We start from the raw sequence: 21,962 nt of genomic DNA on the forward strand, positions 1-21,962 counted from the left end.
TTTGGGGCACGGATTTCCGTGCCCGTTTCACAAGTTGGCTGTTATGCAGGAATACACGAATCATTCCGATACCACTTTTGCACTGCGTAATATCTCCTTTCGTGTGCCCGGGCGCACGCTTTTGCATCCGCTGTCGTTAACCTTTCCTGCCGGGAAAGTGACTGGTCTGATTGGTCACAACGGTTCTGGTAAATCCACTCTGCTCAAAATGCTCGGTCGTCATCAGCCGCCGTCGGAAGGTGAAATTCTTCTTGATGCCCAGCCGCTGGAAAGCTGGAGCAGCAAAGCGTTCGCCCGCAAAGTGGCTTATTTGCCGCAGCAGCTTCCTCCGGCAGAAGGGATGACCGTGCGTGAACTGGTGGCGATTGGTCGTTACCCGTGGCATGGCGCGCTGGGGCGCTTTGGTGCGGCAGATCGCGAAAAGGTCGAGGAAGCTATCTCGCTGGTTGGTTTAAAACCGCTGGCGCATCGTCTGGTCGATAGTCTCTCTGGCGGCGAACGTCAGCGGGCGTGGATCGCCATGCTGGTGGCGCAGGATAGCCGCTGTCTGTTGCTGGACGAACCGACCTCGGCGCTGGATATCGCCCACCAGGTTGACGTACTGGCGCTGGTGCATCGTTTAAGTCAGGAACGTGGTCTGACGGTCATTGCCGTGCTGCACGATATCAATATGGCAGCGCGTTACTGTGATTATCTGGTCGCCCTGCGCGGCGGTGAAATGATTGCTCAGGGAACGCCTGCGGAAATTATGCGCGGCGAAACCCTCGAAATGATTTATGGCATCCCGATGGGTATTTTGCCGCATCCGGCGGGTGCAGCACCTGTGAGTTTTGTTTATTAATGAGCGGCTTACTTCTTATTTCGCGCCGCCGACTGTTAACGGCGATGGCGCTTTCTCCGTTGTTATGGCAGATGAATACCGCCCGTGCGGCGGCTATTGATCCAAATCGTATTGTGGCACTGGAGTGGTTGCCGGTGGAGTTACTACTGGCGCTCGGCATCGTGCCTTACGGTGTGGCGGACACCATCAATTATCGTCTGTGGGTCAGCGAACCGCCATTGCCGGAGTCGGTGATTGATGTTGGTTTGCGTACAGAACCTAACCTCGAACTGCTGACCGAAATGAAACCGTCGTTTATGGTCTGGTCGGCGGGATATGGTCCTTCACCAGAAATGTTGGCTCGTATTGCGCCGGGACGCGGATTTAACTTCAGCGACGGCAAACAGCCGCTGGCGATGGCGCGTAAATCGCTGGCGGAAATGGCCGATTTACTTAACCTGAAAAGCGCAGCAGAAACGCATTTAGCGCAATATGAAGACTTTATCCGCAGCATGAAACCCCGCTTTGTGAAGCGAGGAGCGCGTCCATTATTGCTGACAACATTGATTGATCCGCGCCATATGCTGGTCTTCGGTCCAAACAGCCTGTTCCAGGAAATTCTCGATGAATACGGCATCCCAAATGCCTGGCAGGGTGAAACCAACTTCTGGGGCAGTATCGCCGTCAGTATCGATCGTTTGGCAGCGTACAAAGATGTTGATGTGCTCTGTTTTGATCACGATAACAGCAAAGAGATGGACGCGTTAATGGCGACGCCGCTGTGGCAGGCCATGCCGTTTGTCCGTGCCGGACGCTTTCAGCGCGTACCCGCAGTCTGGTTCTATGGTGCGACGCTTTCAGCAATGCACTTTGTGCGGATTCTGGATAACGCCATTGGAGGTAAAGCGTGAGTAAACGTATTGCGCTTTTCCCGGTGTTATTGCTGGTGCTGTTGGTGATTGCCGCTGCGGCGTTGACCTGGATGAACTTCTCGCAGGCGCTGCCGCGTAGTCAGTGGGCGCAGGCTGCCTGGTCGCCGGATATCGATGTCATTGAACAGATGATTTTTCACTACAGCTTGCTGCCGCGTCTGGCTATTTCGCTGTTGGTTGGCGCAGGTCTGGGGCTGGTGGGCGTGCTGTTTCAGCAAGTGTTGCGTAACCCTTTGGCAGAACCGACCACGCTGGGCGTCGCAACGGGCGCGCAACTGGGAATTACCGTCACCACGCTCTGGGCGATCCCCGGCGCGATGGCGAGCCAGTTTGCCGCGTTGGCAGGGGCTTGTGTCGTTGGCTTAATTGTCTTTGGCGTCGCGTGGGGGAAACGGCTTTCGCCGGTAACGCTGATCCTCGCGGGGCTGGTGGTGAGCCTTTATTGTGGAGCCATCAACCAGTTACTGGTTATCTTCCATCACGACCAGTTGCAAAGCATGTTCCTGTGGAGCACCGGAACGCTGACGCAAACCGACTGGGGCGGCGTTGAGCGTTTATGGCCGCAGCTGCTGGGTGGCGTGATGCTGACGTTACTGCTATTGCGTCCGTTAACCCTGATGGGGCTTGATGATGGCGTGGCGCGCAATCTCGGGCTGGCCTTGTCGCTCGCGCGTCTGGCGGCGCTGTCGCTGGCGATTGTCATCAGTGCTCTGCTGGTGAACGCGGTAGGGATTATCGGCTTTATCGGCTTGTTCGCGCCACTGCTGGCAAAAATGCTGGGGGCGCGGCGTTTGCTGCCACGACTGCTGCTGGCGTCGCTGATTGGTGCGTTGATCCTCTGGCTTTCCGATCAAATCATCCTCTGGCTGACTCGCGTGTGGATGGAAGTTTCCACCGGATCGGTGACTGCGTTGATAGGTGCGCCGCTGCTACTGTGGCTGCTGCCGCGTTTACGCAGCATTAGCGCGCCGGATATGAAGGTTAACGATCGTGTCGCGACTGAACGCCAACATGTGCTGGCGTTTGCCCTCGCGGGCGGCGTGCTGCTGCTGATTGCTGTGGTGGTGGCGCTGTCGTTTGGCCGTGATGCGCACGGCTGGACGTGGGCGAGCGGGGCGCTGCTTGATGATTTAATGCCCTGGCGCTGGCCGCGAATTATGGCAGCACTGTTTGCGGGCGTAATGCTGGCGGTGGCGGGCTGCATTATTCAGCGGCTGACTGGCAACCCGATGGCAAGCCCGGAAGTGCTGGGGATTAGTTCCGGTGCGGCGTTTGGCGTCGTGTTGATGCTGTTTCTGGTGCCGGGCAACGCCTTTGGCTGGCTGTTGCCTGCGGGAAGTCTCGGCGCGGCGGTGACCTTGTTAATCATTATGATCGCTGCCGGTCGCGGAGGTTTTTCCCCACACCGGATGTTGCTTGCGGGGATGGCGTTAAGCACCGCGTTCACCATGCTTTTGATGATGTTGCAGGCGAGTGGTGACCCGCGAATGGCGCAAGTGCTGACCTGGATTTCCGGTTCGACCTACAACGCGACCGATGCACAGGTCTGGCGCACCGGAATTGTGATGGTGATTTTGCTGGCGATTACTCCGCTGTGCCGCCGCTGGCTGACCATTTTACCGCTGGGTGGTGATACCGCACGAGCTGTGGGAATGGCGCTGACGCCGACGCGAATTGCGTTGCTGATGCTGGCGGCCTGTCTGACAGCGACCGCGACGATGACTATTGGACCGTTGAGTTTTGTTGGTCTGATGGCACCGCATATCGCGCGGATGATGGGCTTTCGACGGACGATGCCGCACATTGTGATTTCGGCGTTGGTGGGAGGTTTATTGCTGGTATTCGCTGACTGGTGTGGGCGGATGGTGCTGTTTCCGTTCCAGATCCCAGCGGGGCTGCTATCGACGTTTATTGGCGCGCCGTACTTTATCTATTTGTTGAGAAAGCAGAGCCGTTAATTGAATGCCTCGCCCGGTGGGCGAGGCAAAATCATCACAATTTCGCAAACACCCGACGCGCAGCATCGATGGTGTTGTTGATATCTTCCATGCTGTGCGCTACAGACATAAAGCCCGCTTCAAACGCTGACGGTGCCAGATATACACCTTCATCCAGCATCATATGGAAGAAACGCTTAAAGCGTTCCACGTCACAGGCCATCACGTCCTGGTAGCACGTCACGGACTCGGCGTCGGTAAAGAAAATACCGAACATGCCGCCAACATGGTTAACGACCAGCGGAATTCCCGCTTCTTCTGCCGCTTCCAGCAGACCTTCTGCCAAACGCGTGGTTAACTCATTCAGCGTTTCGTGAATGCCCGGCTGCGCGACTTCATTCAGACAGGCGAAACCTGCTGCCATCGCAATTGGGTTACCGGAAAGCGTACCAGCCTGATAGACCGGGCCGGTCGGAGCCAGTGCATCCATTACATCACGACGACCGCCGAATGCGCCTACTGGCATCCCACCGCCGATGATTTTGCCCAGGCAGGTGAGATCCGGCACCACGCCGTAATAATCCTGTGCGCCTGCCAGCGCCACGCGGAAGCCGGTCATAACTTCATCTATGATCAGCAATGCGCCAAACTCGTCACACAGCGCGCGCAGACCCGGCAGGAACTCTGGCAGCGGAGGAACACAGTTCATGTTGCCTGCCACTGGCTCGACGATAATGCAGGCAATCTCTTGCGGATACTGTTCAAACGCGGCGCGTACAGACGCCAGATCGTTATAGGTACAGGTTAAGGTATGTTTGGCGAAATCTGCCGGAACGCCCGGAGAGTTTGGCTGACCTAACGTGAGCGCACCAGAACCGGCTTTCACCAGCAGGCAGTCAGCGTGGCCGTGGTAACAACCTTCAAATTTAATGATTTTGTCGCGACCGGTAAAACCACGCGCCAGGCGGATGGCGCTCATCGTTGCTTCGGTGCCGGAGTTCACCATGCGCACCATATCCATCGTCGGCACGAGTTCGGTCACCAGCTCCGCCATTTTTACTTCCATTTCGGTCGGCGCGCCAAAGCTCAGACCACGTTCAACGGCTTCAATCACTGCATTGCGGATCGCCGGATGATTATGACCCAGCACCATCGGCCCCCAGGAACCGACATAATCGATATAGGCTTTGCCATCAACGTCGTACAGATAAGCACCGTCCGCTTTTTCGATAAACAGTGGAGTGCCGCCCACGCCGGTAAAGGCGCGAACAGGAGAGTTCACACCGCCTGGGATCAGCTCGCGTGCTGCGCTGTAAAGGTTTTCAGACTTACTCATGGAGGGTTCCTGATTCGTAGAAAAAGTGAATGGCTGCTATTCTATGTTATTCATAACAAGTTAAATACTCGTCAAACATCAGGTTGCTTATACTGCTGCAACCTGGATTCCTAAGAGTATAAAAGTTTTGAGTATTTGAAACATTACGCTTTGCAAAGGATTTTCATGGAACGAGCGAGTAAAATGCCGTCATCTTATTTGTATGACCAATATGTGATCATTGGATGAAAACCGAAACTCCTTCTTATGAAATACCGCAGGCCGCGCGTCTGCGACGCAGACAACTGATTCGCCAACTTCTTGAGCGCGATAAAACGCCATTAGCCATTTTGTTTATGGCGGCGGTCGTCGGCACCCTTGTCGGGCTGGCGGCAGTTGCTTTTGACAAAGGCGTCGCCTGGTTGCAAAACCAACGTATGGGCGCGCTGGTACATACCGCTGATAATTACCCACTTCTGTTAACCGTCGCTTTTCTTTGTTCGGCGGTGCTGGCAATGTTCGGCTACTTTCTGGTGCGTAAATATGCGCCAGAAGCAGGTGGTTCGGGGATTCCGGAAATTGAAGGGGCGCTGGAAGATCAACGTCCCGTTCGCTGGTGGCGTGTATTGCCGGTGAAATTCTTTGGCGGGTTGGGGACACTCGGTGGTGGTATGGTTCTGGGGCGTGAAGGACCAACCGTGCAAATCGGCGGTAACATTGGCCGTATGGTGCTTGATATTTTCCGCATGAAAGGTGATGAAGCTCGCCACACGTTGCTGGCAACCGGTGCAGCGGCTGGTCTGGCGGCGGCCTTTAACGCGCCGCTGGCGGGTATTCTATTTATTATCGAAGAGATGCGTCCGCAATTTCGCTATACGCTGATTTCGATTAAGGCGGTATTTATTGGCGTCATTATGTCGACCATTATGTACCGGATATTTAATCACGAAGTCGCGTTAATTGACGTCGGTAAACTTTCTGACGCGCCGCTCAATACGCTGTGGCTTTATCTGATCCTCGGGATTATTTTTGGTATTTTCGGCCCTATTTTTAATAAATGGGTGCTGGGGATGCAGGATTTACTGCACCGTGTGCACGGCGGCAATATCACTAAATGGGTGCTGATGGGCGGTGCGATTGGCGGTCTGTGCGGTTTGCTGGGGTTCGTTGCGCCAGAAACTTCGGGCGGCGGTTTTAACCTGATTCCTATCGCCACAGCGGGGAATTTCAGCATGGGAATGCTGATTTTTATTTTTGTCGCACGGGTGATCACTACGCTGCTTTGCTTCTCTTCCGGTGCGCCGGGCGGTATTTTCGCTCCGATGCTGGCGCTCGGTACGGTTTTGGGAACGGCATTTGGCATGGCTGCCACGGAGATATTTCCGCAATACCACCTTGAAGCAGGGACATTTGCTATTGCTGGAATGGGGGCGTTACTGGCGGCCTCTGTTCGTGCGCCGTTGACCGGGATCATCCTGGTACTTGAGATGACAGATAACTATCAGCTCATTTTGCCAATGATTATTACCGGTCTTGGCGCAACACTATTAGCACAATTTACTGGTGGGAAACCGTTATACTCGGCGATTCTTGCCCGCACGCTGGCAAAACAGGAAGCGGAGCAGCTGGCGCGAAGCAAGGCCGTGGCTGCCAGCGAGAATACTTGAACGAAATACCAGGGTATTAGATAATGGCAGTTATTATTGGGTTAGAATTTGCCCAATTGCCGATGTCGTTTGGAGCAAAATATGAGTGATGACGTAGCACTGCCGCTGGAGTTTACCGACGCAGCAGCCAACAAAGTTAAAAGCCTGATCGCTGACGAAGATAACCCGAATCTGAAATTACGCGTGTATATCACCGGTGGCGGTTGCAGCGGCTTCCAGTATGGTTTCACCTTTGATGATCAGGTGAACGAAGGCGATATGACTATCGAAAAACAGGGCGTTGGCCTGGTGGTTGATCCGATGAGCCTGCAATATCTGGTCGGCGGTTCCGTTGATTATACCGAAGGTCTGGAAGGTTCACGCTTCATCGTAACCAACCCGAATGCGAAAAGCACCTGCGGTTGCGGTTCTTCCTTCAGCATCTAATCTGCTGTTAATGTGCCGGATAAACTATCCGGCACATCTTCTCTCTTCAACGCCCATTCTCATCCAGCGCAAACGTCGGCAATTTCAGATGCCACCGAATAGCCGCCAGCCGTATCAATAGCGTTACAACCATTCCCATCATACTGGCTGTTTCCAGCGGTACGGAGAAGGTGTAATGAGCTGTAGCATGGACAATACCGCCGATAATACAGGCCGTCGCGTAGATTTCTGTGCGTAATATCATGGGGATTTCGCGCGCCAGTACATCGCGGATGATCCCGCCGCCAACGCCGGTGATCACACCCATACAAACCGCGATTAACGGACCGGCTTCCGCATTAAAGGCTTTGTTGACGCCAATACCAACGAACACTGCCAGACCAACAGCATCCAGCACTGGCAGCATCCATTTGGGTAAGCGCCTTGGCTGGCGTACCAGAACGATAGTCAGCATACTGGTCACCATCGCGACAACCAGATCGGTGGGATCTTTCACCCAAAATACCGGACCGTGATCCAGCGCCATGTCACGAATTGTCCCGCCACCTACTGCGGTAACCACGCCCAGAACCAGGACGCCAAAAGGGTCCATACGCAATTTTCCGGCCAGCAAAACGCCGGAGATGGCAAATACCGCTGTACCGACTATATCCAGCCAATAGACGAGCATTTTTCAATCCCCACTGAGCACCTGAAAGGCCAGGCGCTAATCCACTTGTGAAAGCGCATTACAGAGTTGTTGTGCAGCGAGGATAATACGTGGGCTTGCGCGTTCAAACCAGTCACTTGTGAGAGGAATAACGGGAATTTTGAGTTGTTCGCCCCAGTATTGCTTTATTTTAGGAATTTTATCCGCTCCGCCAGTGATGACAATGGCCTGCGGCGCGCGTGCTAATACTTGCTCACGGCTAACCTGCGGCCAGGGAACTCGACTGTCTTTAAAGATGTTTTCTCCGCCGCAAACTTCCAGTATCTGGTTCTGAATCGACTCTTTTCCGCTGGTGAACGGCGGATTAATGCCGAATTGTAAGAAAACACGTTTTTTCGGTTTATCAGCATATTGCGCTTTCAGTTGCGCATACTGTTCCAGTAAGGTTTGCGCGACTTTCCCGGCCTTGTCAGGTTGCGGACTCCAGGGGGCCAGTTGACGTAACGCATCGGCAATTTGTTCAATGCTTGTCGCATCGACCCACATGACTTTTATTCCCAGCGAAGCAAGCTGGTCAACCTGCCGCTCGGCATTGCCTCCGCGCCAGGCAACCACCAAATCGGGTTTCAGCGCCACGATGCGTTCCAGATTCATCCCTTGCCAGGTGGAAACCTGCTCAATCTTCTGTGCTTCTGGCGGATAGTCGGAATAACTGCTGACCCCTACCGGCGTGATCCCGGCGGCAAAGGCAAGTTCAGTGTTGGCGGGGGAAAGTGTGATAACGCGCGGCGCGGCGTTGAGCCACAGCGGCGCGAGAAAAGACAGGGCGACCAGCGCCCTGAACAGTGACTTAGCCATGAGCCAGTTTCTGCACCAGTGACTCAACCATCAGGCTGGACTGTTTGGCTGCAACGGCCAGAAATTCGTCGAAGCTGAGATGAGACTGTTGATCGGCCACGTCGGAGATGGCGCGTACCACCACAAACGGTACGTTAAAATTGTGGCAAACATGAGCGATAGCTGTCGCTTCCATCTCTACCGCAATGGCCTGCGGGAAGTTGTGGCGGATTTTCGCCAGGCCAACAGAGCCGTTGATGAATGCGTCGCCGCTGACAATCAGGCCACGTACAGCGTTAAGATTCAGTTCGGCAATGCAGGACTCGGCGGCAGCGATCAGTTTATCATCAGCTTTGAAGCCTGCCGGACAGCCAGGTAACTGACCATATTCATAACCAAATGCCGTGACATCCGCGTCGTGATAGCGTGCTTCGTCAGAGACAACGATATCGCCCACTTTCAGCGTTGGCGCCAGGCCCCCTGCAGAACCGGTGTTAATAATCACATCTGGTTTGCAGTGTTCCAGCAGCAGAGTCGCACCCAGCGCCGCAGCGACTTTACCGATGCCCGATTTCAGAAGCGCAACCTCGGTTCCGTTCAGTTGACCTGTGTAGATTTCACAGCCACCCAGACGGAGAGTTTGACGGTTTTCGATTTTGTCACGCAGCAGCGTAACTTCTTCTTCCATTGCACCAATGATGCCGATTTTCATAGATTTACTCGCGATAAGCCCGATTTGAGGGCATAGTTTATCATGCGCTTACGGGGAAGCGTATTTCTCACGCGGGAGAGGACATGGCACAGATTGATTTCCGAAAAAAAATAAACTGGCATCGTCGTTATCGTTCACCGCAGGGTGTTAAAACCGAGCATGAGATCTTGCGGATCTTCGAAAGCGATCGCGGACGTATTATCAACTCTCCGGCGATTCGTCGTCTGCAACAAAAGACCCAGGTTTTTCCACTTGAGCGCAATGCCGCCGTACGCACGCGTCTTACCCATTCAATGGAAGTTCAGCAGGTGGGGCGCTATATCGCCAAAGAGATTTTAAGTCGTCTGAAAGAACTTAAATTGCTGGAGGAGTACGGCCTGGATGAACTGACCGGGCCGTTTGAAAGCATTGTCGAGATGTCATGCCTGATGCACGATATCGGTAATCCACCGTTTGGTCATTTTGGTGAAGCGGCTATAAATGACTGGTTTCGCCAGCGTTTGTACCCGGCGGATGCCGAAAGTCAGCCGCTGACTGACGATCGCTGTAGCGTGACAGCGTTGCGATTGCGGGAAGGAGAGGAACAACTTAACGAGCTGCGGCGCAAAATTCGTCAGGACTTATGTCATTTTGAAGGTAATGCACAAGGTATTCGTCTGGTGCATACATTGATGCGTATGAATCTCACCTGGGCGCAGGTTGGCGGTATTTTAAAATATACTCGTCCGGCGTGGTGGCGTGGTGAAACGCCTGAGACTCACCACTATTTAATGAAAAAACCGGGCTATTATCTTTCTGAAGAAGTCTATATTGCCCGTTTGCGTAAAGAACTTAATTTGGCGCTTTACAGTCGTTTTCCATTAACGTGGATTATGGAAGCAGCTGACGATATCTCTTATTGTGTGGCTGATCTTGAAGATGCGGTAGAGAAAAGAATATTTACCGTTGAGCAGCTTTATCATCATTTGCATGATGCGTGGGGTCAGCATGAGAAAGGTTCTCTGTTTGCACAAGTGGTAGAAAATGCCTGGGAAAAATCGCGCTCAAATAGTTTAAGCCGCAGTACGGAAGATCAGTTTTTTATGTATTTACGGGTGAACACCCTCAATAAGCTGGTGCCCTATGCGGCACAACGATTTATTGATAATTTGCCGACGATTTTTGCCGGAACGTTTAATCATGCCCTGTTAGAAGATGCCAGTGAATGTAGTGAACTTTTGAAGTTATATAAAAATGTCGCCGTAAAACATGTGTTTAGCCATCCAGATGTCGAGCAGCTTGAGTTGCAGGGGTATCGGGTGATTAGCGGGTTATTAGAGATTTATCGTCCTTTATTAAGCATGTCATTATCAGACTTTACTGAACTGGTAGAAAAAGAGCGAGTAAAACGTTTCCCCATTGAATCACGCTTATTCCATAAGCTCTCAACGCGCCATCGGCTGGCCTATGTCGAGGCTGTCAGTAAATTATCGTCAGATTCTCCTGAGTTCCCGTTATGGGAATATTATTATCGTTGTCGGCTGTTACAGGATTATATCAGTGGCATGACGGACCTTTATGCGTGGGATGAATATCGGCGGCTGATGGCGGTAGAACAATAACCAGGCTTTTGTAAAGACGGACAATAAATTTTTACTTTTTGCAGAAACTTTAGTTCGGAACTTCGCGCTATAAAACGAATCTGAAGAACACAGCAATTTTGCGTTATCTGTTAATCGAGACTGAAATACATGAAAAAAACCACATTAGCACTGAGTGCACTGGCTCTGAGTTTAGGTTTGGCATTATCTCCGCTCTCTGCAACGGCGGCTGAGACTTCTTCAGCAACGACAGCCCAGCAGATGCCAAGCCTTGCACCGATGCTCGAAAAGGTGATGCCTTCAGTGGTCAGCATTAACGTAGAAGGTAGCACAACCGTCAATACGCCGCGTATGCCGCGCAATTTCCAGCAGTTCTTCGGCGATGATTCTCCGTTCTGCCAGGAAGGTTCTCCGTTCCAGAGCTCTCCGTTCTGCCAGGGCGGGCAGGGCGGTAACGGCGGCGGCCAGCAACAAAAATTTATGGCGCTGGGGTCTGGCGTTATTATTGATGCCGATAAAGGCTATGTCGTCACCAACAACCACGTTGTCGATAACGCGACAGTCATTAAAGTTCAGTTAAGTGATGGTCGTAAGTTCGACGCGAAAATGGTCGGCAAAGATCCGCGTTCTGATATCGCGCTGATCCAAATCCAGAACCCGAAAAACCTGACTGCAATTAAGATGGCGGATTCCGACGCGCTGCGCGTGGGGGATTACACCGTCGCTATCGGTAACCCGTTTGGTCTGGGCGAGACGGTAACTTCCGGGATTGTCTCTGCGCTGGGGCGTAGCGGCCTGAATGCCGAAAACTACGAAAACTTCATCCAGACCGATGCAGCGATCAACCGTGGTAACTCCGGTGGTGCGCTGGTTAACCTGAACGGCGAACTGATCGGTATCAACACCGCGATCCTGGCACCGGACGGCGGTAACATCGGTATCGGTTTTGCTATCCCGAGTAACATGGTGAAAAACCTGACCTCGCAGATGGTGGAATACGGCCAGGTGAAACGCGGTGAGCTGGGTATTATGGGGACTGAGCTGAACTCCGAACTGGCGAAAGCGATGAAAGTTGACGCCCAGCGCGGTGCTTTCGTAAGCCAGGTTCTGCCTAATTCCTCCGCTGCAAAAGCGGGCATTAAAGCGGGAGATGTGATCACCTCACTGAACGGTAAGCCAATCAGCAGCTTTGCCGCACTGCGTGCTCAGGTGGGTACTATGCCGGTGGGCAGCAAACTGACCCTGGGCTTGCTGCGCGACGGTAAGCAGGTTAACGTGAACCTGGAACTGCAGCAGAGCAGCCAGAATCAGGTTGATTCCAGCTCCATCTTCAACGGCATTGAAGGCGCTGAGATGAGCAACAAAGGCAAAGATCAGGGCGTCGTCGTGAACAACGTGAAAACGGGCACCCCGGCTGCACAGATTGGCCTGAAAAAAGGTGATGTGATTATTGGCGCGAACCAGCAGGCAGTGAAAAACATCGCTGAACTGCGTAAAGTTCTCGACAGCAAACCGTCCGTGCTGGCACTGAACATTCAGCGCGGCGACAGCACCATCTACCTGTTAATGCAGTAATCTCCCTTAACCCCTTCCCGCCCAGGGAAGGGGGTCTTCATGCAATCTGTGAACTACCCCACAACTCCATATATATCTTCGTTCCTTTGGGCATTTGCACAATGCCGCGCTTCCCTCACTTCCTTATGCTAAACCGTGCACAACGGAGGGCTTATGGCTGGCTGGCATCTTGATACCAAAATGGCGCAGGACATTGTGGCGCGCACCATGCGCATTATCGATACCAATATCAATGTAATGGATGCTCGCGGGCGCATTATTGGCAGCGGCGATCGTGAACGTATTGGTGAATTGCACGAAGGTGCGTTGCTGGTACTTTCGCAGGGACGAGTCGTCGATATCGATGACGCGGTAGCACGTCATCTGCACGGTGTGCGGCAGGGGATTAATCTACCGTTACGGCTGGAAGGTGAGATTGTCGGCGTAATTGGCCTGACTGGTGAACCAGAGAATCTGCGCAAATATGGCGAACTGGTCTGTATGACGGCTGAAATGATGCTGGAGCAGTCGCGGTTGATGCACCTGCTGGCGCAGGATAGTCGTTTGCGGGAAGAACTGGTGATGAACCTGATTCAGGCCGAGGAGAATACACCCGCACTCACTGAATGGGCGCAACGGCTGGGGATAGACCTCAATCAGCCGCGAGTGGTGGCTATTGTCGAGGTCGACAGCGGTCAGCTTGGCGTAGATAGCGCAATGGCGGAGTTACAGCAATTGCAAAACGCGCTGATTACACCCGAGCGTAATAATCTGGTGGCGATTGTCTCGCTGACCGAAATGGTGGTGTTGAAACCGGCGTTGAATCCGTTTGGGCGCTGGGATGCAGAAGAACATTGTAAGCGAGTTGAGCAGCTCATTACTCGTATGAAAGAGTACGGTCAGCTGCGATTTCGCGTTTCGTTGGGTAATTATTTTACCGGACCTGGCAGTATTGCTCGCTCTTACCGCACGGCGAAAACAACGATGGTGGTTGGTAAACAGCGAATGCCCGAAAATCGCTGCTATTTTTATCAGGATTTGATGCTGCCAGTCTTACTTGATAGTTTGCGCGGCGACTGGCAGGCCAACGAACTGGCGCGACCACTGGCGCGGTTGAAAGCGATGGACACTAACGGCTTGCTGCGGCGAACGCTGGCGGCGTGGTTTCGCCACAATGTGCAACCGCTGGCAACGTCAAAGGCGCTGTTTATTCACCGAAATACGCTGGAGTATCGACTTAATCGTATATCAGAACTGACCGGGCTTGATTTGGGCAATTTTGATGACAGGTTGCTGCTGTATGTGGCGCTGCAACTGGATGAAGAGCGGTAGGTTCATAACAAAATTAAAGCCGGGTGATACTTTACCCGGCTCGCAGAATGACATCAGTTACTATTATTTGCGTGTCAGCTTTTCCAGATCCGCTTCAATCTCACTGATCTTATTGGTTACCACTGACTCCAGGTGACGCAAGTCATCGAGGATCTTACGCTTAAGATCAACTTCGCTACGGTCACGCTGGCAGATTTGATCAAGCTCATCAATGATATAACGAAGATTCGGGCTGATTTCCTGCACTTCTTTATAACCCTGACCCACACCATCGGCGACCACCGTTTTGCGCTGACGCGGATATTTAAACTTCACGCTCTTGGCGAAAAACTCACCTTTGTCTTTCTGAAAATAGATTTTCAGAATATCGTTGTTGGCTTCCTGCCGGAGGCTGTAACGATCAATTTCTTCAGGATTGGTAATACCCAGACTTTTCAGATTGTCGTACATAGCGTTACCTCAAAATGAGTCAGTAAATTGTGCTTATCTTAGCATTTGGCCTGGCCTGCCCGGCTCGACTGTGATCGCAGAAAGCCTTTTTCTTCCAGACTTCTATCATGGCGTAAAAATCAAAAAATTACCTGCTTTATTCTGGCGATAAAATTCACGTCTACACCAGTTCCAGCATCGTTACTTCCGGGCGGCAGTTCAGACGCAAACCATACAAACTGCCCACGCCACGGGTTGTGTAGATGTGTCGTTCGCCAAAGGCATTTAATCCGGCGACGTAACGTTTATCTTCGACAGGGGCAAAAGGTTCACCAACCAACGGTACGCGCAGTTGCCCGCCATGAGTATGGCCGCACAGCATCAGATCCCAGGGTTCATCACGCATGACTTCTTTGCTGTCGGGATTATGTGCCAGCACCAGACGAGGCAGATTTGCTTCGCTGGCAGGAGGTGGTTTGCATTGCCCGGCCCATAAATCACCGGTGCTTACCAGTTCAAATTGTCTGTTCGGCGTGGCGATCACCGTTGCCTGGTTAAACAACACCGTGATGCCCGCCGATTTCAGCGCATCGCCAATTAAGCGATTCTTTTGTGTGCCGACGGGGCGATCGTGGTTGCCAAAACAGGCAAATGTCGGCGCACATTTGGCAAGGGGAGAGAGTACGTCACTGAACGCCGAAAAATTCAGCGGCATATCAAATAAGACATAATCGCCGCCCAGCAAAATCAAATCAGGCTTTTGCGCTACGCCAAGGGCAATAGCGTCAGAAATCAGGTTTAAAGGAACAAAACGAGAGTAATGGAGATCTGCCAGAAAAAGAATTTTGAATGGAGGAGCTTTGTCTTTAAAAAAGGCGAGGCGGTGATGGGTTAATTCAAGCCAGCTGGGTTCCAGGTAATGCATATAACCGAAACCTGAACTCACCGCTAACGTTGCGGCGGTAGCCTGTAAAAAACGCCTGCGTGTAATCATCATCCATCCCTGCAAAAAAACTGGGCAGCATCATGCTGCCCGTGTACGTACTCTTAATCGATGGTACGCAGCAGTTCGTTAATGCCGACTTTGCCGCGAGTTTTCGCGTCAACTTTCTTAACGATAACCGCACAGTAGAGGCTGTATTTGCCATCTTTCGACGGCAGATTACCTGAAACAACCACAGACCCCGCCGGAACGCGACCGTAGTGGATTTCGCCGGTTTCACGGTCGTAAATACGGGTGCTCTGACCGATATATACACCCATGGAAATGACGGAGCCTTCTTCGACAATCACCCCTTCAACCACTTCAGAGCGTGCGCCGATGAAGCAGTTATCTTCAATAATGGTCGGGTTAGCCTGCAGCGGCTCCAGCACGCCGCCGATACCCACGCCACCGGAAAGGTGGACGTTTTTACCAATCTGCGCACAGGAACCGACGGTCGCCCAGGTATCAACCATGGTGCCTTCATCAACGTATGCGCCGATGTTGACGTAAGACGGCATCAGCACGGTGTTACGGGCAATAAACGCACCCTGACGCACTGCCGCTGGCGGTACTACGCGGAAACCTTCTTTCTGGAAACGCGCTTCGTCGTAGTTGGCGAATTTCATCGGCACTTTATCGAAGTAGCGGCTTTCTGCCCCTTCGATCACCTGATTATCATTAATACGGAAAGAGAGCAGCACCGCTTTTTTCAACCACTGATGCGTCACCCACTGACCGTCGATTTTTTCCGCAACACGCAGAGCGCCGGAGTCCAGCAGCGAGATCACCTGATTTACCGCTTCGCGGGTAACGGTGTCTGCATTGGCTGGCGTGATTTCGGCACGGCGTTCAAAAGCGGTTTCAATAATGTTCTGTAACTGCTGCATTGTTAAACTCTTTTCATATCAGTAAACACATCACCCTTTATCGTTTGGATTGAGGGCCTCTGTCAACCGCTGATGCACTTCCTGCTGCAACTCATTATTAAGTGCACGTCGGTCGGCGGTGGCGATTATGAATAAATCTTCTACTCGCTCACCAATGGTTGTAATTCGGGCGCCATGAAGCGAAATTCCCAGATCGGCAAAAATTTTCCCCACCCTCGCCAGCAAGCCTGGTTGATCCAGCGCGATCAATTCGAGGAATGATTTTCGGTCGGTATGGGTCGGCAAAAACGTCACTTCGGTTTCAACAGTAAAGTGACGTAATTTAGCCGGTTGGCGACGCGGCTGTGGCGGTTGCCAGCTACTTTGTGTCAGTACTTGCTCCAGACCAAACCGAATAACCTCATGACGATCTGCGGATAGCGGGCTACCATCGGGTTCCAGCACGATGAAGGTATCCATCGCCATACCGTCGCGAGTGGTGAAAATTTGTGCGTCGTGGACACTTAAATTGCGGCGGTCTAATTCGGCACAGACGGCGGCAAACAGATAGGGGCGGTCCGGGCTCCAGATAAAAATCTCGGTGCCGCCGCGCGTAGCCTGTGGGCTAAGTAATACCAGCGGCTTGCTTAAATCATGCTGTAATAAATGGCGAGCGTGCCAGGCCAGTTGATTTGGGCTATGGCGGACAAAATAGTTAGCGCGACAGCGAGACCAGATCTGGTGTAGCGCCTCTTCGTCGATATTGTCCATACGCAGCAGCGCCAGTGCCTGAAGCTGGTGATGGCGAACCCGTTCGCGCATATCTGGCGTGTTTTGCATTCCGCGTCGTAGCTGTTTTTCGGTGGCAAAATAGAGTTCGCGCAACAGACTTTGCTTCCAGCTATTCCACAGCGTTTCGTTGGTGGCGCAAATGTCAGCCACTGTCAGGCATACCAGATAGCGCAGACGATTTTCCGTTTGAACTTCTTCGGCAAACTGCTTGATGACTTCAGGGTCCTGAATATCGCGGCGCTGGGCGGTGACCGACATCAGCAAGTGCTGGCGAACCAGCCAGGCGACCAGCTGTGTTTCGCGTGAGTTCAGCCCGTGGAGTTCGGCAAAATGCACTACATCCTGAGCACCGAGAATGGAGTGGTCGCCGCCGCGCCCTTTGGCGATATCGTGAAACAGTGCGGCGATGAAAATCAGCTCCGGTGACGGCAGGCGCGGCCAGACGTCCACACACAACGGATGGCGCTGGCGCGTTTCTTCACTGGCAAAACTCTCCAGTTTCAACATAACGCGAATGGTATGTTCATCCACTGTGTAAGCGTGGAACAGGTCAAACTGCATCTGCCCGACGATATGCGACCATTGGGGCATATAGGCGCCCAGCACGCTATGGCGATGCATCGGCAGTAACCCGCGACGCATTGCGCCGGGGTGACGCAGAATGCTCAAAAATAGCTTTCGCGCTTCAGGAATGTTGCACAGTGGTTGTTGCAGATGACGGCGGGCGTGACGTAACTGGCGCAGCGTGGTGGAGTAAATGCCGGTGATCGCGCTATTACGCACCATGGTGTAGAACATACGCAAGATGGCTTCTGGCTGGCGCATAAACAGCGTTTCATCGCGCAGGTCGATAAGCGTACCGCGTAGCTGAAATTCATCGTCAATCGGACGCGGCTTTTCATCGGCGGGCAGGGCGAGGATGGCTTCATCAAACAGTTGTAGCAGCATCTGGTTGAGTTCGCTGACGCGGCGCGTGACGCGGAAATAATCCTTCATCATCCGCTCGACCGGTTCGTTACCTTCACCACTGTAATTCAGACGCTGGGCGACGGTAAGCTGGCGATCGAATAACAGGCGATTATCGTAACGGCTGACGACCAGATGCAGGGCAAAGCGAATGCGCCACAATATATGCAGACATTCGTTTAATTCCGCCCGCTCCGCAGATGTTAAGAAGCCAAATCCAACCATTTCATCCAGCGATGTTGCGCCAAAATGACGGCGGGCCACCCATTGCAGAGTGTGGATATCGCGCAAGCCGCCGGGGCTACTTTTGATGTCTGGTTCAAGGTTGTAGCTGGTGCCGTGGTAACGCTGATGGCGCTGGTTCTGTTCTTCAACTTTCGCCGCGTAGAACTTGTCGGAAGGCCAGAATCCTTCGCTGAAAATGTGTTTTTGCAGTTCGAGAAATAGCGCCACATCGCCAATCAACAGGCGTGATTCAATTAAATTGGTGGCGACGGTTAAATCCGATAACCCTTCCAGGATGCATTCTTCAAGCGTACGTACGCTATGACCAACTTCCAGTTTCACATCCCAGAGCAGCGTTAACAGCTCGCCTACTTTTTGTGCCTGGTCGTCCGGGAGTTTCTTACGGCTTAAGATCAGTAAATCGACGTCTGAAAGCGGATGCAGCTCGCCACGACCATAGCCACCGACAGCGACCAGCGCCAGGTCGGCAATCTGGCTGAAACCGGCTTCAATCCATAACCGTTGCAGGAGTTGGTCGATAAACTCGGTACGGGCTTCAATCAATTGTTCTGCGGAGATCCCGCTATCAAAGGCATCGCCCAGCCAACGCTGGAAGGTATCAATATGGGCTTTTATCCCAGAGACGGTTAATTCGTCACGGGGCCAGACGCATGGATTTTGCGGTTGACCGGGCAGGGTGGGGAGAGCGGTATTTGCGTACTGTTCTGGAAGGGTATTCATTGTGCGCCACCCATAGGATTAAATTATCGCATTAAAAAAGCCGGCATTCGCCGGCTTCAGATGACTGACAAACTGGCTTAATAGCCAAAATGGGCACGTTTTCCCCCTCGCCCTTTTAGGGAGAGGGTCGGGGTGAGGGTGATTATTCGCACCAGAACTGGTCTGTTCCCCTCACCCTAACCCTCTCCCCTGAAGGGGCGAGGGGACTGTCCGGGCTCTTTTTTAGGCCTTGTCATCAGTCTGAAGCCAGCTTTATTTTATTCGTCGTGCGAGATTATCGCCGGGATGGTGTCATCCTTGCGTAGCGTCAGAATTTCGCAGCCGTTATCAGTCACCACAATAGTATGCTCGTATTGTGCAGACAAGCTGCGATCTTTGGTTTTTACCGTCCAGCCATCTTTCATGGTGCGGATCTCTTTTTTACCCGCGTTGACCATTGGCTCGATGGTGAACGTCATCCCTGGTTTCAGCACGACATTGGTTTCAGGAGAGTCATAGTGCAGCACCTGCGGTTCTTCATGGAAGCCGCGACCAATACCGTGACCGCAATATTCTCGAACGACGGAGAAGCCTTCTGCTTCGACAAATTTCTGAATCGCCGCGCCGATTTCGCGCAGATTGATGCCTGGTTTTACCATACGCAGCGCCAGGTACAGGCTCTCTTGCGTGATGCGGCACAGGCGTTCGCCCATGATGGTTGGCTTACCGACGATAAACATTTTCGAGGTGTCGCCGTGGAAACCGTCTTTAATTACGGTGACGTCAATGTTAACGATATCGCCGTCTTTCAGCAGCTTGGCGTCGTCCGGGATACCGTGGCACACCACTTCATTAATAGAGATGCAAACGGATTTCGGATAACCGTGATAGCCGAGGCAGGCAGAAACCGCGTGTTGTTCATTCACAATGTAATCATTACAGATGCGATCCAGCTCGCCGGTGCTGATGCCCGGTTTAACATAGGGTTCGATCATTTCCAGCACTTCGGCAGCCAGGCGGCCAGCGACGCGCATTTTTTCGATATCTTCAGGGGTCTTGATTGAGATAGCCATTAATTCTGTCCATCAGCGTCGGTGATACCGACAATATATATGTAAGTGCTGTCAATGGTATCACACCCTGTCAAATTGAGAATCATTCTGAACTTCGCGAAACGTGCCACCGAGGGTTTTCTATAATAGAAAATTCAGCGTCTGATGCTGTACACAGCGCCAACAATTATTGGAGTCCACGGCGTATTTGTGGTATAAAGCGCGCCGGACTTCCGATCCATTTCGTATACACAGACTGGACGGAAGCGACAATCTCACTTTGTGTAACAACACACACGTATCGGCACATATTCCGGGGTGCCCTTTGGGGTCGGTAATATGGGATACGTGGAGGCATAACCCCAACTTTTATATAGAGGTTTTAATCATGGCAACTGTTTCCATGCGCGACATGCTCAAGGCTGGTGTTCACTTTGGTCACCAGACCCGTTACTGGAACCCGAAAATGAAGCCGTTCATCTTCGGTGCGCGTAACAAAGTTCACATCATCAACCTTGAGAAAACTGTACCGATGTTCAACGAGGCTCTGGCTGAACTGAACAAGATTGCTTCTCGCAAAGGTAAAATCCTTTTCGTTGGTACTAAACGCGCTGCAAGCGAAGCGGTGAAAGACGCTGCTCTGAGCTGCGACCAGTTCTTCGTGAACCATCGCTGGCTGGGCGGTATGCTGACTAACTGGAAAACCGTTCGTCAGTCCATCAAACGTCTGAAAGACCTGGAAACTCAGTCTCAGGACGGTACTTTCGACAAGCTGACCAAGAAAGAAGCGCTGATGCGCACTCGTGAGCTGGAGAAACTGGAAAACAGCCTGGGCGGTATCAAAGACATGGGCGGTCTGCCGGACGCTCTGTTTGTAATCGATGCTGACCACGAACACATTGCTATCAAAGAAGCAAACAACCTGGGTATTCCGGTATTTGCTATCGTTGATACCAACTCTGATCCGGACGGTGTTGACTTCGTTATCCCGGGTAACGACGACGCAATCCGTGCTGTGACCCTGTACCTGGGCGCTGTTGCTGCAACCGTACGTGAAGGCCGTTCTCAGGATCTGGCTTCTCAGGCGGAAGAAAGCTTCGTAGAAGCTGAGTAATAAGGCACGCTCGTACGAGCCCTTATAGACCAGGTAGTACACGTTTGGTTAGGGGGCCTGCATATGGCTCCCTTTTTCACTTTTATATCTGTGCGGTTTAATGCCGGGCAGATCACATCTCCGAGGATTTTAGAATGGCTGAAATTACCGCATCCCTGGTAAAAGAGCTGCGTGAGCGTACTGGCGCAGGCATGATGGATTGCAAAAAAGCACTGACTGAAGCTAACGGCGACATCGAGCTGGCAATCGAAAACATGCGTAAGTCCGGTGCTATCAAAGCAGCGAAAAAAGCAGGCAACGTTGCTGCTGACGGCGTGATCAAAACCAAAATCGACGGCAACTACGGCATCATTCTGGAAGTTAACTGCCAGACTGACTTCGTAGCAAAAGACGCTGGTTTCCAGGCGTTCGCAGACAAAGTTCTGGACGCAGCTGTAGCTGGCAAAATCACTGACGTTGAAGTTCTGAAAGCACAGTTCGAAGAAGAACGCGTTGCGCTGGTAGCGAAAATCGGTGAAAACATCAACATTCGCCGCGTTGCTGCGCTGGAAGGCGACGTTCTGGGTTCTTATCAGCACGGTGCGCGTATCGGCGTTCTGGTTGCTGCTAAAGGCGCTGACGAAGAGCTGGTTAAACACATCGCTATGCACGTTGCTGCAAGCAAGCCGGAATTCATCAAGCCGGAAGACGTATCTGCTGAAGTGGTAGAGAAAGAATACCAGGTACAGCTGGATATCGCGATGCAGTCTGGTAAGCCGAAAGAAATCGCAGAGAAAATGGTTGAAGGCCGCATGAAGAAATTCACCGGCGAAGTTTCTCTGACCGGTCAGCCGTTCGTAATGGAACCGGCAAAAACTGTTGGTCAGCTGCTGAAAGAGCATAACGCTGAAGTGACTGGCTTCATCCGCTTCGAAGTGGGTGAAGGCATCGAGAAAGTTGAGACTGACTTTGCAGCAGAAGTTGCTGCGATGTCCAAGCAGTCTTAATTATCGAAAAGGAGCCGCCTGAGGGCGGCTTCTTTTTGCGCCCATCTTGTAAATTCAGCTAACCCT

General features: G+C 52.4%; 21 protein-coding genes. 12 read left to right on the forward strand and 9 right to left on the reverse strand.

Annotation, left to right across the window (positions count from 1 at the left end):
• Positions 1 to 43: 43 nt before the first annotated feature.
• From fhuC to fhuB, 3 genes are read left to right on the forward strand one after another with little or no spacing between them, the layout of a single operon-like run.
• The gene (fhuC, locus tag HEN21_RS16245; protein WP_001158929.1) at positions 44 to 841 is read left to right on the forward strand and encodes a Fe3+-hydroxamate ABC transporter ATP-binding protein FhuC; all 798 of its coding nucleotides are present in this window, start codon (positions 44 to 46) and stop codon (positions 839 to 841) included.
• Entirely contained in the window at positions 841 to 1,731 is an 891-nt protein-coding gene (fhuD, locus tag HEN21_RS16250) for a Fe(3+)-hydroxamate ABC transporter substrate-binding protein FhuD (RefSeq protein WP_176251826.1), read from the forward strand. The genes fhuC and fhuD overlap by 1 nt, the downstream gene beginning before the upstream one ends.
• Positions 1,728 to 3,710, forward strand: a complete 1,983-nt coding sequence (gene fhuB, locus HEN21_RS16255; RefSeq protein WP_105285879.1) for a Fe(3+)-hydroxamate ABC transporter permease FhuB — start codon at positions 1,728 to 1,730, stop codon at positions 3,708 to 3,710. Before fhuD ends, fhuB begins: the two co-directional genes overlap by 4 nt.
• Positions 3,711 to 3,744: 34 nt before the next feature.
• Here the strand turns inward: fhuB and hemL are convergent, their stop codons facing one another.
• Positions 3,745 to 5,025, reverse strand: coding sequence for a glutamate-1-semialdehyde 2,1-aminomutase (gene hemL, locus HEN21_RS16260; RefSeq protein WP_176251827.1), 1,281 nt, complete (start codon positions 5,023 to 5,025; stop codon positions 3,745 to 3,747).
• Between the two features lie 165 nt (positions 5,026 to 5,190).
• On the opposite strand from hemL, the gene HEN21_RS23105 reads away from it, so the two are divergent.
• The 4 genes from HEN21_RS23105 to erpA are packed head-to-tail and all read left to right on the forward strand — an operon-like array spanning position 5,191 to position 7,097.
• Positions 5,191 to 5,253: a hypothetical protein gene (locus HEN21_RS23105; protein WP_212741837.1), complete on the forward strand. Its 63-nt coding sequence runs from the start codon at positions 5,191 to 5,193 to the stop codon at positions 5,251 to 5,253.
• Positions 5,250 to 6,671, forward strand: coding sequence for a H(+)/Cl(-) exchange transporter ClcA (gene clcA / locus HEN21_RS16265; RefSeq protein WP_000846360.1), 1,422 nt, complete (start codon positions 5,250 to 5,252; stop codon positions 6,669 to 6,671). Before HEN21_RS23105 ends, clcA begins: the two co-directional genes overlap by 4 nt.
• A 23-nt stretch (positions 6,672 to 6,694) precedes the next feature.
• Complete coding sequence (yadW, locus tag HEN21_RS16270; RefSeq protein ID WP_122998795.1) at positions 6,695 to 6,760, forward strand: small protein YadW; 66 nt, start codon at positions 6,695 to 6,697, stop codon at positions 6,758 to 6,760.
• A complete protein-coding gene (gene erpA / locus HEN21_RS16275; RefSeq protein ID WP_001295564.1) occupies positions 6,753 to 7,097 on the forward strand; it encodes an iron-sulfur cluster insertion protein ErpA in 345 nt (114 codons plus the stop codon). The genes yadW and erpA overlap by 8 nt, the downstream gene beginning before the upstream one ends.
• 46 nt (positions 7,098 to 7,143) lie before the next feature.
• Here erpA and HEN21_RS16280 read toward each other — a convergent pair whose 3' ends face one another.
• From HEN21_RS16280 to mtnN, 3 genes are read right to left on the reverse strand one after another with little or no spacing between them, the layout of a single operon-like run.
• The gene (locus HEN21_RS16280) at positions 7,144 to 7,767 is read right to left on the reverse strand and encodes a TRIC cation channel family protein (protein WP_000964220.1); all 624 of its coding nucleotides are present in this window, start codon (positions 7,765 to 7,767) and stop codon (positions 7,144 to 7,146) included.
• A 36-nt stretch (positions 7,768 to 7,803) separates the two neighbouring features.
• Positions 7,804 to 8,604, reverse strand: coding sequence for a vitamin B12 ABC transporter substrate-binding protein BtuF (btuF, locus tag HEN21_RS16285; RefSeq protein WP_105286980.1), 801 nt, complete (start codon positions 8,602 to 8,604; stop codon positions 7,804 to 7,806).
• On the reverse strand, positions 8,597 to 9,295 hold the full coding sequence (mtnN, locus tag HEN21_RS16290; RefSeq protein ID WP_000689855.1) for a 5'-methylthioadenosine/S-adenosylhomocysteine nucleosidase: 699 nt from the start codon (positions 9,293 to 9,295) through the stop codon (positions 8,597 to 8,599). Before mtnN ends, btuF begins: the two co-directional genes overlap by 8 nt.
• An 83-nt stretch (positions 9,296 to 9,378) precedes the next feature.
• On the opposite strand from mtnN, the gene dgt reads away from it, so the two are divergent.
• From dgt to cdaR, 3 genes are all read left to right on the forward strand, one after another.
• Positions 9,379 to 10,896 (forward strand): dGTPase, encoded by a 1,518-nt coding sequence (dgt, locus tag HEN21_RS16295; RefSeq protein WP_105285876.1) that lies wholly within the window; start codon positions 9,379 to 9,381, stop codon positions 10,894 to 10,896.
• Between the two features lie 129 nt (positions 10,897 to 11,025).
• Entirely contained in the window at positions 11,026 to 12,450 is a 1,425-nt protein-coding gene (degP, locus tag HEN21_RS16300; protein ID WP_000753946.1) for a serine endoprotease DegP, read from the forward strand.
• Positions 12,451 to 12,603: 153 nt separating this feature from the next.
• Positions 12,604 to 13,761 carry a DNA-binding transcriptional regulator CdaR gene (cdaR, locus tag HEN21_RS16305; RefSeq protein ID WP_000929428.1) on the forward strand — a complete coding sequence of 386 codons (1,158 nt, stop codon included), beginning with the start codon at positions 12,604 to 12,606 and terminating at the stop codon, positions 13,759 to 13,761.
• A 63-nt stretch (positions 13,762 to 13,824) separates the two neighbouring features.
• Here the strand turns inward: cdaR and HEN21_RS16310 are convergent, their stop codons facing one another.
• The 5 genes from HEN21_RS16310 to map all read right to left on the reverse strand — a co-directional run bounded on the left by HEN21_RS16310 (position 13,825) and on the right by map (position 19,817).
• Entirely contained in the window at positions 13,825 to 14,211 is a 387-nt protein-coding gene (locus HEN21_RS16310) for a DUF3461 family protein (RefSeq protein WP_000272188.1), read from the reverse strand.
• 160 nt (positions 14,212 to 14,371) lie between these two features.
• Positions 14,372 to 15,184 carry a phosphodiesterase YaeI gene (gene yaeI / locus HEN21_RS16315; RefSeq protein ID WP_000633015.1) on the reverse strand — a complete coding sequence of 271 codons (813 nt, stop codon included), beginning with the start codon at positions 15,182 to 15,184 and terminating at the stop codon, positions 14,372 to 14,374.
• A 53-nt stretch (positions 15,185 to 15,237) separates the two neighbouring features.
• Complete coding sequence (dapD, locus tag HEN21_RS16320; protein WP_001186663.1) at positions 15,238 to 16,062, reverse strand: 2,3,4,5-tetrahydropyridine-2,6-dicarboxylate N-succinyltransferase; 825 nt, start codon at positions 16,060 to 16,062, stop codon at positions 15,238 to 15,240.
• Positions 16,063 to 16,092: 30 nt separating this feature from the next.
• Entirely contained in the window at positions 16,093 to 18,765 is a 2,673-nt protein-coding gene (gene glnD / locus HEN21_RS16325; protein ID WP_176251828.1) for a bifunctional uridylyltransferase/uridylyl-removing protein GlnD, read from the reverse strand.
• A 257-nt stretch (positions 18,766 to 19,022) separates the two neighbouring features.
• Positions 19,023 to 19,817 (reverse strand): type I methionyl aminopeptidase, encoded by a 795-nt coding sequence (gene map / locus HEN21_RS16330; RefSeq protein WP_001018187.1) that lies wholly within the window; start codon positions 19,815 to 19,817, stop codon positions 19,023 to 19,025.
• 367 nt (positions 19,818 to 20,184) lie between these two features.
• On the opposite strand from map, the gene rpsB reads away from it, so the two are divergent.
• On the forward strand, positions 20,185 to 20,910 hold the full coding sequence (gene rpsB, locus HEN21_RS16335; RefSeq protein WP_000246882.1) for a 30S ribosomal protein S2: 726 nt from the start codon (positions 20,185 to 20,187) through the stop codon (positions 20,908 to 20,910).
• 134 nt (positions 20,911 to 21,044) lie between these two features.
• The gene (gene tsf / locus HEN21_RS16340) at positions 21,045 to 21,896 is read left to right on the forward strand and encodes a translation elongation factor Ts (protein WP_000818112.1); all 852 of its coding nucleotides are present in this window, start codon (positions 21,045 to 21,047) and stop codon (positions 21,894 to 21,896) included.
• The last annotated feature ends 66 nt before the right edge of the window (positions 21,897 to 21,962 follow it).

Source organism: Escherichia sp. 93.1518 (genome assembly GCF_013368915.2).
Lineage (GTDB): Bacteria > Pseudomonadota > Gammaproteobacteria > Enterobacterales > Enterobacteriaceae > Escherichia > Escherichia ruysiae.

Bases quoted from the DNA above. Each gene is read 5' to 3' on its own strand.
- dgt (WP_105285876.1), top strand. From the start codon at position 9,379: ATGGCACAGATTGATTTCCGAAAAAAAATAAACTGGCATCGTCGTTAT.
- degP (WP_000753946.1), top strand. From the start codon at position 11,026: ATGAAAAAAACCACATTAGCACTGAGTGCACTGGCTCTGAGTTTAGGT.
- glnD (WP_176251828.1), bottom strand. From the start codon at position 18,765: ATGAATACCCTTCCAGAACAGTACGCAAATACCGCTCTCCCCACCCTG.
- hemL (WP_176251827.1), bottom strand. From the start codon at position 5,025: ATGAGTAAGTCTGAAAACCTTTACAGCGCAGCACGCGAGCTGATCCCA.
- fhuD (WP_176251826.1), top strand. From the start codon at position 841: ATGAGCGGCTTACTTCTTATTTCGCGCCGCCGACTGTTAACGGCGATG.
- tsf (WP_000818112.1), top strand. From the start codon at position 21,045: ATGGCTGAAATTACCGCATCCCTGGTAAAAGAGCTGCGTGAGCGTACT.
- HEN21_RS16280 (WP_000964220.1), bottom strand. From the start codon at position 7,767: ATGCTCGTCTATTGGCTGGATATAGTCGGTACAGCGGTATTTGCCATC.
- btuF (WP_105286980.1), bottom strand. From the start codon at position 8,604: ATGGCTAAGTCACTGTTCAGGGCGCTGGTCGCCCTGTCTTTTCTCGCG.
- yaeI (WP_000633015.1), bottom strand. From the start codon at position 15,184: ATGATTACACGCAGGCGTTTTTTACAGGCTACCGCCGCAACGTTAGCG.
- dapD (WP_001186663.1), bottom strand. From the start codon at position 16,062: ATGCAGCAGTTACAGAACATTATTGAAACCGCTTTTGAACGCCGTGCC.
- mtnN (WP_000689855.1), bottom strand. From the start codon at position 9,295: ATGAAAATCGGCATCATTGGTGCAATGGAAGAAGAAGTTACGCTGCTG.
- erpA (WP_001295564.1), top strand. From the start codon at position 6,753: ATGAGTGATGACGTAGCACTGCCGCTGGAGTTTACCGACGCAGCAGCC.
- rpsB (WP_000246882.1), top strand. From the start codon at position 20,185: ATGGCAACTGTTTCCATGCGCGACATGCTCAAGGCTGGTGTTCACTTT.
- fhuC (WP_001158929.1), top strand. From the start codon at position 44: ATGCAGGAATACACGAATCATTCCGATACCACTTTTGCACTGCGTAAT.
- cdaR (WP_000929428.1), top strand. From the start codon at position 12,604: ATGGCTGGCTGGCATCTTGATACCAAAATGGCGCAGGACATTGTGGCG.
- clcA (WP_000846360.1), top strand. From the start codon at position 5,250: ATGAAAACCGAAACTCCTTCTTATGAAATACCGCAGGCCGCGCGTCTG.
- HEN21_RS16310 (WP_000272188.1), bottom strand. From the start codon at position 14,211: ATGTACGACAATCTGAAAAGTCTGGGTATTACCAATCCTGAAGAAATT.
- map (WP_001018187.1), bottom strand. From the start codon at position 19,817: ATGGCTATCTCAATCAAGACCCCTGAAGATATCGAAAAAATGCGCGTC.